The 10,105-nt window shown below is 74.4% G+C and carries 10 protein-coding genes; 4 read left to right on the top strand and 6 right to left on the bottom strand.

Going from position 1 to position 10,105, the window contains the following annotated elements; genetic code table 11:
- Nucleotides 1–111 precede the first annotated feature (111 nt).
- From KME75_RS21365 to KME75_RS21355, 3 genes are read right to left on the bottom strand one after another with little or no spacing between them, the layout of a single operon-like run.
- Nucleotides 112–1,617, bottom strand: coding sequence for an FAD-dependent oxidoreductase (locus KME75_RS21365; protein ID WP_219416646.1), 1,506 nt, complete (start codon nt 1,615–1,617; stop codon nt 112–114).
- 52 nt (nt 1,618–1,669) lie between these two features.
- Nucleotides 1,670–1,894 (bottom strand): DUF8847 domain-containing protein, encoded by a 225-nt coding sequence (locus KME75_RS21360; protein ID WP_308282965.1) that lies wholly within the window; start codon nt 1,892–1,894, stop codon nt 1,670–1,672.
- Nucleotides 1,891–2,301, bottom strand: coding sequence for an ankyrin repeat domain-containing protein (locus KME75_RS21355; RefSeq protein ID WP_372452636.1), 411 nt, complete (start codon nt 2,299–2,301; stop codon nt 1,891–1,893). Before KME75_RS21355 ends, KME75_RS21360 begins: the two co-directional genes overlap by 4 nt.
- 59 nt (nt 2,302–2,360) lie before the next feature.
- Here KME75_RS21355 and KME75_RS21350 point away from each other — a divergent pair, with 59 nt between their 5' ends.
- Nucleotides 2,361–3,293, top strand: a complete 933-nt coding sequence (locus KME75_RS21350) for a ribokinase (protein ID WP_308282963.1) — start codon at nt 2,361–2,363, stop codon at nt 3,291–3,293.
- 72 nt (nt 3,294–3,365) lie between these two features.
- Here the strand turns inward: KME75_RS21350 and KME75_RS21345 are convergent, their stop codons facing one another.
- On the bottom strand, nt 3,366–4,628 hold the full coding sequence (locus tag KME75_RS21345) for a M18 family aminopeptidase (protein ID WP_219416644.1): 1,263 nt from the start codon (nt 4,626–4,628) through the stop codon (nt 3,366–3,368).
- A gap of 19 nt (nt 4,629–4,647) precedes the next feature.
- Here KME75_RS21345 and mftG point away from each other — a divergent pair, with 19 nt between their 5' ends.
- Nucleotides 4,648–6,087: a mycofactocin dehydrogenase MftG gene (gene mftG / locus KME75_RS21340; protein ID WP_308282961.1), complete on the top strand. Its 1,440-nt coding sequence runs from the start codon at nt 4,648–4,650 to the stop codon at nt 6,085–6,087.
- 52 nt (nt 6,088–6,139) lie between these two features.
- Here the strand turns inward: mftG and KME75_RS21335 are convergent, their stop codons facing one another.
- Nucleotides 6,140–7,000 (bottom strand): arylamine N-acetyltransferase family protein, encoded by an 861-nt coding sequence (locus tag KME75_RS21335; protein WP_219416642.1) that lies wholly within the window; start codon nt 6,998–7,000, stop codon nt 6,140–6,142.
- Nucleotides 7,001–7,017: 17 nt separating this feature from the next.
- Nucleotides 7,018–7,440: a nucleotide triphosphate diphosphatase NUDT15 gene (locus KME75_RS21330; RefSeq protein ID WP_308282960.1), complete on the bottom strand. Its 423-nt coding sequence runs from the start codon at nt 7,438–7,440 to the stop codon at nt 7,018–7,020.
- 93 nt (nt 7,441–7,533) lie between these two features.
- Here KME75_RS21330 and KME75_RS21325 point away from each other — a divergent pair, with 93 nt between their 5' ends.
- A complete protein-coding gene (locus KME75_RS21325) occupies nt 7,534–7,896 on the top strand; it encodes a DUF1622 domain-containing protein (protein WP_219416641.1) in 363 nt (120 codons plus the stop codon).
- Nucleotides 7,897–7,935: 39 nt separating this feature from the next.
- Nucleotides 7,936–9,957 carry a M3 family metallopeptidase gene (locus KME75_RS21320; protein WP_219416640.1) on the top strand — a complete coding sequence of 674 codons (2,022 nt, stop codon included), beginning with the start codon at nt 7,936–7,938 and terminating at the stop codon, nt 9,955–9,957.
- Nucleotides 9,958–10,105: the final 148 nt, after the last annotated feature.

Here is a 10,105-nt window from a genome sequence, read left to right as displayed (position 1 = left end):
GAGGTCCTGGGATGCGGAACTGGCACTGGTGAGTCCGGAGATGACCTCTGTGTCATTCAGTTGCAGGCCGGCGAATCTCGGCCGCGAAGCGGGCGCTGACACGTCGTGCGGCTACGCCTGCGCCGGAGGGTTGCGCCGGGGAAGCGGGTCGACGGCGGGTCCTTCGAGGACGTTGCCGTCGACGTCGAACCGGGAGCCGTGGCACGGGCAGTCCCAGCTCGTCTCGGCCGCGTTGAAGCGGACGAGGCAGCCGAGGTGGGTGCACCGCATCGACACGGCGTGCAGTTCGCCGTCGTCGTCGCGGTAGACCCCGGTCCGATCGGCGCCCGAGCGCACCACGCCGGCCTGGCCCGGTGGGATCTGCGCGGCGGAGGCGATCTGTCCGGGGACGAGGCGGTCGCCGATCAGGTCGACGGCCACCTTGGTGTTCATCCGCGCGAACTGCGGCAGCCCGCGCGGGGAGACGCGGTGCGGGCTGAAGACGTCCGTGCTCTCCTGGCCGCCGAGGCGGTCGGCGAGCAGCGCCGCGGCCATCGTGCCGCCGCTCAGGCCCCACTTGGAGAAGCCGGCCGCCACGAACATCCGGGACGACACGGGGGTGTAGGTCCCGATCATCGGGGTGTGGTCGTAGGGCGTCGGGTCCTGCGCCGACCAGCGGTGCGTGACCTCCTCGACGTCCCAGTGCTGCCGAGCGTGCTCCTCCACAGCGCGGTAGCGGGAGGCGTCGATGCCACGCGCGCCGGTGGCATGGCTCTGCCCGAGGACGATCTGGAGGTCGCCCGCCGAGCGGTAGGACCAGGTCGTGTCGCCCGTCGTGATGGACATGCCGCGGGCAGGCTCGCCGCGTACCCGCGCGGCGATGCAGTACGAGCGGCTCACCTCCATCCGCGCGAAGTACAGTCCGCGGTCCCAGACGGGGTAGTGGGTGGCGACGACGACCCGGCCGCCGGTGAGCGGACCCTGCGTGGTGTCCACCCGTACCGGACTGCCGTCGTGGACGCGCACCGCACGGGTGTTCTCGAAGACACGGGAGCCGTCGCCGTCGACCGCGGCGGCGAGCCCGTGCACGTACTTCACCGGGTGGAACTCCACCTGGTCGGCGAGGCGGACGGCGCCCGCCACCGGATACGGCAGGTCGACGGCGGCCGTCATCTCGACGGGGAGCCCGGCCTCCCGCGCGGCCTCGAACTCCCGCTCGACCGTTCCCAGGTCGGGGTCCTGCACGGCGACGGTGAACGCGTCGCGACGCCGCAGGTCGCAGGCGATGCCCTCCTCGGCGGCGAGCCCGGCGACCAGCTCGACGGCGGCGGCGCTGCGCCGGGCGTACTCGCCGGCGACCTCGGCACCACGGGTGCGGGTGATGGTGGACAGCATCGTCGACTGCAGTGCCGTCACCTTGGCGGTGTTGTTGCCGCTCACCCCCACTCCGACCCGGCCGGCCTCGACGACGGCGACGCGAGCGCCCTGCCGCTTGAGCAGCAGCGCCGTGGTCAGGCCGGTGATGCCACCGCCGAGCACGAGCACGTCGAACGCGCGGTCGGCGGTGGGGGCCGGGTACCGGGTGTCGGGCAGGTCGGCGAGCCAGAGCGACTGCGCTGCGGTGGTGGTGGGCGGCACGGCAACCCCCTCGGGTCGGGTCGCCTGACGATCTACCCCGAAGCAGGGGTGGTCAACCGCCGTACTCGCGCAGCCGGTACTCGCCGCCGTGCCCGGCCACCTCGTGCAGGTCGTAGTGGTGCACGATCTTCGGCCCGTCGTGCAGGTGCATGTACCGCACCGTGGCGGGGGCGGGTTCGGACGGCTCGCGGGTCTGGACGCGGCCGTCGAGGGGCCCGCCGACGAACCAGTACACGTCGGGCCCGCCCGCCAGGGTCAGCTCGCCGTGCGCGGTCACCCGGGGCGTCCGCCCTGCAGGAGCTCCAGCATGTCGGGGAGCTCGAAGACCTGGGCGGTGGCGATCGCCGACTTGGCGCCCTGGGCCGGGTCGGCGCCGGCGTCCAGCAGCGCCGTCACCGCCTCCGCCGAGCGGCGGAACGTGGCCGCGGCGAGCGCCGTCTGGCCCCGGTCGTTGGCGCGCGCGGGATCCGCGCCCCTTGCCAGCAGCGCCGCCACCGTCGCCGGGTGCCCGTGGTAGGCGGCGAGGATCAGCAGCGTGTCGCCCTTGTCGTTGGTGAGGTTCACCGGGAGCCCGGCGTCCACGTAGGCCGTTAGCTCCTCGGTGTGGCCGCCCCGCGCATGGTCGAACATCCGGTGCGCGAAGGCCAGCGTCTCCTCGTCCAGCTCCGTCCCGTCCGATGCCACCCGACCACGGTAGAGGGCGCGGCGCGTGTGCGCCCGGGTCGCGCGGGAAAACCGGGGGCGTGGACACGGTGGTGATCGGTCAGGTCGCGCGGGATCTCGCCCTCCGCGTGGAGCGGATGCCGGGGTCGGGGGAGGCGGCGGACGTCCGGGAGCGGATCGAGGTGCTCGGCGGGAAGGGCGCGAACCAGGCGGTCGGGCTCGCCCAGCTCGGCGTTCGGTCCGCGCTGCTCGGCGTGGTCGGGGACGACCCGGCCGCGACCGAGGTGCTCGACCGGGCCGTGGCCGACGGCATCGACGTCGGCGCCGTCGTCCACCGCAGCGGCACCCGGACCGGGCTGATCGTCGACGTCGTCGACGCCGAGGGCACCTGGCGGTACCTGCAGGACCTGCCGCCGGAGGTGCTGCTCACCGCCGACGACGTCGCTGCGGCGAAGTCCGTGCTGACCCGGGCGCGCACCGTCGTCGTCCAGCTCCAGCAACCCCTGGACGCCGTCTGCGCCGCGGCGGACATCGCCCGTCGCGGCGGGGCGACGGTGGTGCTCGACGGGGCGCCACCGGACCCGTCGGCGAGCGCGGACCTGCTCGCGATGACCGACGTCCTGCGCGCCGACGACACCGAGGCCGCGCTGTGGGCGGACGCCGAGATCGGTTCCGCGGCCGAGGCCGTGCGGACGGCGCGCTCGCTGCTCGGCCGTGGCCCGCGGATGGTGGTGCTCGGCGCCGGATCCGAGGGCAACGTCGTGGTCTGGCCGGACGGCGAGGCCGTGCTGCCCCTCGGGGACGCCGACGTCGTCGACACGACCGGCGCGGGAGACGCGTTCACCGCCGGCATCGTCGCTGCCCTGGACCGCGGGCCCGAGGAGGCGGCCCGGTGGGGTTCGGCAGCCGCAGGCCTGACGGTGGGACACGTCGGCGGCCGCCCGAGGCTGTCGGTCGACGCCGTGCGCCGCGCCCTCGTCCCCGTGTCAGGAAACCCACATTCCTGTCGCTGAATGTCAGGAACGTGGCTTTCCTGACACTGTGCGACGGCCGGCTGGGGACGAGCCCGCCGTGCCGGGTGCGGGTCAGATCGGGTCGGTCAGGAACGCCGTCGCTGCCGCGGACAGGTGCGCCGGGTCGTGCACGCCGCACAGCTCACGCGCGGAGTGCATCGACAGCACCGGGATGCCGACGTCGACGGTCCGGATGCCGAGCCTCGTCGCGAGGATCGGGCCGACCGTCGTGCCGCACGGCACGGTGTTCTTCCCGACGAACACCTGCGTCGGCACACCCGCGTCGCGGCACGCCCGGTGCCACGCCGCTGCGCCCGGAGCGTCGGTGGCGTAACGCTGGTTCGCGTTGACCTTCAGCGCCGGCCCCTCGTTGGGCACCGAGCGGTGCGTCGGGTCGTGGTGGCCGAGGTAGTTGGGGTGCGCCGCGTGCGTGACGTCCACCGACAGGCACCGCGAGCCGGCGAACGCCGCGCCGCGCGCGTCGAAGCCGCCCGCGAGCCGCGTGAGCACGGTCTCCAGCAGCGGACCTGCGGCGCCGGTGGCCGACCCGCTGCCGATCTCCTCGTGGTCGAACCCGACGAACACCGGGACGACGCCCGCGGCGTCGTCGGCCGCGGCGAGCAGGGCACCGAGCCCGGCGTGCACGGACGCGAGGTTGTCCAGCCGCGGCGCCGCCAGCAGCTCCTCCTCCTCGCCCAGCCGCGCCGGCGGGGTGACGTCGTGCACCACGAGGTCGTGCGCCGCCACCTCGTCGGGGGTGACCCCCGCCTCGCCCGCCAGGAACTCGAGCAGGTCACCGTCCTCGGTGGCGCCCAGGCCCCAGATCGGCAGGAGGTGCTGCTGCGCGTCGAGCCGCAGGCCATCGTTGTTCACCCCGCGGTCGAGGTGGATCGCCAGCTGGGGCACGCGCAGCAGCGGCCGGTGCACGTCGACGAGCACGGTGGTGCCGTCGTAGAGCGCGAGCCGCCCGGCCAGGCCGAGGTCGCGGTCGAGCCAGGAGTTCCACAGCGCCCCGCCGTAGACCTCTACGGCCACCTGTCGCCAGCCGCCTGCTCCGGTGTCCGGGCGCGGCTTGACCTTGAGGGTCGGGGAGTCGGTGTGCGCCGCGAAGATCCGCATCGGGGCCCCGGGGGCGACGCCCTCCGGCACGAACCAGGCCAGCAGGGTGCCGTCCCGCACCAGGTAGCGACCGCCGGGCCCGTCGGTCCACGATCCGGTCTCGGGCTGTTCGACGAAGCCCGCGGCGGTGAGTCGGCGAACGCCCTCGGCCACCGCGTGGTACGGGGTGGGCGCCGCGGTGATGAAGTCGGCGAGGTCCTGCGCGAGATCGGTCATCGGGGGCATCCTCCCTGACGTGGACGACGTCGTCGTGGTGGGCGCCGGGTCGGCGGGGTGTGCGCTCGCCGCCCGGCTCGCCGAGGATCCCGCGCGCCGCGTGGTCCTCCTGGAGGCGGGCCCGGCCCGGCGCGCGCCGGAGCTGCGCGACGCCGCGTCCCTCGCGGCCACCGCGCCGGGGCATCCCCACAACTGGGCCTACGCAGCGGAGCTGCGGCCCGGCCGCGCCCACGTCGTCCCGCGCGGGCGGGGTCTCGGCGGGTCGAGCGCCGTCAACGGCGCCAACTGGGTGCGGGCTACCCCCGCCGATGTCGACGGCTGGGGCGTGCCGGGCTGGTCCTGGGCAGAGCTGCTGCCGCACTACGTCGGAGCCGAGCGCGACCTCGACCTCGCCGGGACCCCGGGCCACGGGGACCGCGGGCCGATACCGGTGCGCCGCCCGGCCGGGCCATTGCTGCACCCCGCGGCGGAGCGGTTCCTCACCGCGGCCGAGCACCTCGGGTTCCGGGCCGAGCAGGACAAGAACGCCGGTGGCCCGCCCGGTGCCGGCCTGGTGCCGAGCAACAGCATCCACGGGGTTCGGATCGACGCGGCGACCGCCTACCTGGGCCGGGACCGCGGCAACCTCACGGTGCGCTGCGACGCGCCGGTGGCCAGGGTGCTGCTCGACGGGACCCGCGCGTGCGGCGTCGAGCTGCACGACGGGACCGTGTTCGAGGCGGGGGAGGTGGTGCTCGCCACGGGCGCGGTCGGCACGCCGCACCTGCTGCTGCTGTCCGGCATCGGCCCGCCCGACGGCCTGCGCGCCGCGGGTGTCGCCGTTCGGCACGCGCTGCCCGGCGTCGGGCAGGCCTGGTCCGACCACCCGGCGGTGTACCTGCCCTTCACGACCGCCGACCCGCCAGCGCACCCGCACGCGCCGGGCAGCCAGGCCGCGCTCGACCTCGACGCGGGCGCCGACCCGGCGGGCGACGTCGAGGTGCTGGTGTTCGTGCGCCCGTTCCCGCCGGGGGACGCACTGCACCTGATGTGCGCCCTGCAGCAGCCCGACAGCCGCGGCACGCTGACCATCACCTCGCCCGATCCGCGCGTCCGCCCCCGGATCGACTATGGCTACCTCCGAACGGAGTACGACCGGCGCAGGCTCCGGCACGCCGTCCGCACCGGTGCAGAGCTGCTGCGCGCCGGGCTCGGCACCCGCATCGCGCCCGGCGGGGACGTCCTCGGCTCCGACCGCGCACTCGACGGCTGGGTCGCCGACCACCTCACCACCGCCGTCCACATGTGCGGCAGCGCGGCCATGGGCTCCGTGGTGGACGCGCGGCTGCGCGTGTGCGGGCTGACCGGGTTGCGGATGGCCGACACCTCGGTGCTGCCGGTGGTGCCCCGGCGCGGGACGGCGGCCACGGCCGTGGCGATCGGGGAGAAGGCGGCGGAACTCGTGGCGGAAGGGTGTTGAGCGCGGTCTGCTGGTGGGCCCGCGCGGGCGCCGACGGCCCGACGAACGGCGATCACGGGCAGACGGCGGTCAACCGTACGCCGGGGACAACCCTCTGCCCGTGATCGCGCCGCCACCGATCTCGCACCGAGAACCGCCGGTCACCCTCAGGCGGCGGGCAGCACCCGCGTCCACGGCGTCTCGAGCACGATCCCGAACCGCTCGGCGAGCAGCACCGCTCCTCGCCGGCGTCCACCGGCCGATCCGTCCGGGTGTCGCCGTCGATCTCGGTGAGTACCCCGTTCAGCAGCGAGAGGCGCCCGCTCCCGGTGGCCAGCACGGCGAGCCTGCGGGTGACGAAGTGCGAGGCCGGGTCGTGCTCCTGGTACCGGCAGCGCTCGGTGAACTCGGCCAGTTCCCGGGGCTGCGTGGTCCACGCCCAGCCGCGCTCCCACCGGCCGTCCGGGCGCTGCTCGGAGGTCCACCACAGGTCGCCGTCCCGGTGCACCTGGACGTTGCCGTGCACGCCGGAGCGCAGCGGCACCGGCCGCTTCCAGCGTGCGCCGTTGCCGACGTCGGCGATCATGCGGCCGTCGTCGGTGTCGACCAGCAGCCGTAGGTGGTCGAAGTCGGGACCGCGGGCGCCGTCGTCGCCCAGGGAGAACGCCGAGACGAGCGTGACGCCGAAGCCCAGCTCGCGCAGGAGCGCGGCGAACAGCCCGTTGAGCTCGTAGCAGAACCCGCCGCGGCCCCGGCCCACGATCTTGTCCTGGTGGTCGGAGAGGTCGAGCGAGATCGGCACGCCGCGGTGAATGTCGTAGTTCTCGAACGGCACCGCCGTGACGTGGGCACCCTGCAGGGCGGCGAGCGCGGCCGCCGTGGGGCGCACAGGCCTGGTGGCCCCGATCCGGGCGAGGAGGGCGTCGGCGTCCATGGCGCCAGCCTGCCCCGTCAACCGCGGTTCAGGTCGAGGAGTCCGGCGTCGAGGCACCGGCCCAGCGGCGCGAACAGTTCGGGGCGGCGGGCGCGCAGCTCGTCGGGCGTGACCCACGCCAGCGCGGTGGCCTTCTCCGGCTCGCGCAGCACGGGCTCGCCGTCGCCGGCGCGGGTGCAGGCCACGAACAACGTGACGTAGTGCCTGCCCACCTCGGGCATCGGGTCGTCGGTGAACCCCAGCCGCGCGGCGGCGCGCACCCTCAGCCCGGTCTCCTCGGCCACCTCGCGCACGGCCGTCTCCTCGGGCGACTCGCCGAACTCCTGGTGCCCGCCCGGCAGCCCCCACGTGCCCGCGCCGTGCGCGCCCGCCCGGCGCATCACGAGGATGCGCCCACCGTCTCGCACCACGGCCCCCACCCCGACCCGCACCTGCGTCACGGACCCATGCTGCCGCGCACGTTTCTCCGCCCGGCACCGGGGCAGACCTCGGGACGAGCAGGTCCGGCCGCCCGGTCGGCCGGAGGAGGAGCAGTGGAGTTCCAGGTCGTCATGGAGGTCGTCGGCAAGAGCGTCGACGTCGTGGGCGTGGCCGTCATCGTGCTGGGCGCCCTGGCGGCGACCGCCGTCGCGATCGCCCGGTTGTCGCGGCGCGAGGAGGGCGTCTACCGGAGATACCGGCGGCAGATCGGTCGATCGATCCTGCTCGGGCTGGAGTTCCTCGTCGCCGCCGACATCATCCGCACGGTCGCGGTCGAACCGACGTTCGTCAGCGTCGGCGTGCTGGCAGTGATCGTGCTGATCCGGACCTTCCTCAGCTTTTCGCTGGAACTCGAGATCACCGGCCGGTGGCCGTGGCAGAAGTCGCACGACGAGGCGGCGACCCAACCGGCCTGACACTGTTTGCGCTTGCGCAACTCATCTATCCTCGCCGGGGTGACCGCGAATCCCTTCCTCAGGCCCAGCTCCCTACCGTTCGAGTTCCCGGACTTCGACGCGATCCGCGAGGAGCACTTCCTGCCCGCGTTCACGGCGGGGATGGCGGAGCAGCGCGCCGAGGTCGATGCGATCACCGCCGATCCAGGGCCGGCCACCTTCGAGAACACGATCACCGCGCTCGAGCGCTCCGGCGCCACGCTGCGGCGCGTCTCGAGCGTGTTCTTCACCCTCGTCGGCTCGTGCAGCACGCCGGGGATCCGCGAGATCGAGGCCGAGGTCGCCCCGCAGCTGGCCGCGCACGCCGACGCGATCACCCTCGACCAGGCGCTGTTCGTCCGCATCGAGGCGCTCTTCGCCGCGCGCCACGACCTCGGGCTCGACGCGGAGTCGCCGCGCCTGCTGGAGCGCCGCCACCGTGACGCCGTGCGCGCCGGCGCCCGCCTCGGTGCCGCCGAGCGGGAGCGGCTGCAGACGCTGAACGCCGAGCTGTCCGCGCTGTCCACGGAGTTCGGTGCCAAGCTCCTCGCCGGCGCGAACGCCGGGGCCGTCCTCGTCGAGGACCCGGCACAGCTCGCCGGGCTCTCCGCCGACGCCGTCTCCGCCGCGGCGCGGGCGGCCAACGAGCGCGGGCACGACGGCGCGCACCTGCTCCCGCTCGTGCTGCCGACCGGGCAGCCCGTGCTGTCCGCGCTCACCGACCGCGGGCTGCGCGAGCGGGTGCACCGCGCCTCGATCTCCCGCGGCCTGGGCGGCGAGCACGACACCCGCGACATCGCGCTGCGGATGGTCACACTGCGCGCCGAGCGCGCCCGGCTGCTCGGGCACCCGCACCACGCGTCCTGGGTGGTGGAGGTCGCCACCGCGGGCACGGTCGAGGCGATCGACGCGATGCTCGGCAAGCTCGCGCCCGTCGCCGCCGGGAATGCCGAGGCGGAGGCAGGCGAGCTGTCGGAGGCCGCCGGCTTCCCGATCGAGGCCTGGGACCGGGCGCTGTACGCCGAGCGGGTGCGCCGCGAGCGCTTCGACATCGACGCCGAGGCGCTGCGGCCGTACTTCGAACTCGAGCGCGTGCTGCACGACGGCGTCTTCCACGCCGCCGGCAAGCTCTACGGGCTGCGGTTCGCCGAGCGGCACGACCTGCCGCGCTACCACCCCGACGTCCGGGTCTTCGACGTGTTCGACAAGGACGGGCAGCTCGGCCTGTTCGTCGCCGACTTCTACGCCCGCGACTCGAAGCGGGGCGGTGCGTGGATGAACTCGTTCGTCCAGCAGTCGCACCTGCTGGGCATGAAGCCGGTGGTGCTCAACACTCTCAACATCGCCAAGCCGGCGGACGGCGAGCCCACGCTGCTGACCATCGACAACGTGCGCACCCTGTTCCACGAGTTCGGCCACGCCCTGCACGGGCTGTTCTCCGACGTGCGCTACCCGACGTTCTCCGGCACCTCCGTGCCCCGCGACTTCGTCGAGTACCCGTCCCAGGTCAACGAGATGTGGCTGGACGACCCGGAGATCCTCGCGCACTACGCCCGCCACCACGAGACCGGCGAGCCGCTGCCCGCCGAGATGGTGGAGCGGCTGGCGGCGTCGCGCCGGTTCGGCGAGGGCTTCGCCACCACCGAGTACCTCGCGGCCGCGCTGCTGGACCAGGCGTGGCACCGCCTCGGCCCGGACGACCGCGTCGAGGACGTGGAGCGGTTCGAGGCCGACGCGCTGGCCGCAGCGGGGGTCGACGTGCCGACGGCCCCGCCGCGCTACCGCACGACGTACTTCAACCACATCTTCGGCAGCGGCTACAGCGCCGGCTACTACTCCTACATCTGGAGCGAGGTGCTCGACGCGGACACCGTGGAGTGGTTCGCCGAGAACGGCGGGCTGCGGCGGGAGAACGGCGACACGTTCCGCCGGGAGCTGCTCTCCCGCGGCGGCGCCGTCGACCCGATGGAGGCCTACCGCGCCTTCCGGGGCCGGGACCCGGAGATCGGTCCGCTGCTGGCCCGACGCGGTCTGACGGACTGAGTCGGCCGTCCGGATTGCAGCAAAGCCACTTTCACGCAAGCACGTTGCAGGAAAGTGGCTTTGCTGCAACGGGGGCGGGCGGGCGGGACGAGCGGGTCAGCCGCCGGACCAGCCGGAGGCGTCCACGCGGAAGCCCTCGCCGGGCGCC

Source organism: Pseudonocardia nigra (assembly GCF_019396355.1).
In the GTDB taxonomy this organism is placed as follows: Bacteria; Actinomycetota; Actinomycetes; order Mycobacteriales; family Pseudonocardiaceae; genus Pseudonocardia; species Pseudonocardia nigra.
Note: the sequence above shows the minus strand (reverse complement) of the source record. Positions and strands in the feature narration are given on the sequence as shown.

Coding starts and splice junctions, on each gene's coding strand:
- KME75_RS21345 (WP_219416644.1), bottom strand. CDS start 4,628: ATGACCGATCTCGCGCAGGACCTCGCCGACTTCATCACCGCGGCGCCC.
- KME75_RS21335 (WP_219416642.1), bottom strand. CDS start 7,000: ATGGACGCCGACGCCCTCCTCGCCCGGATCGGGGCCACCAGGCCTGTG.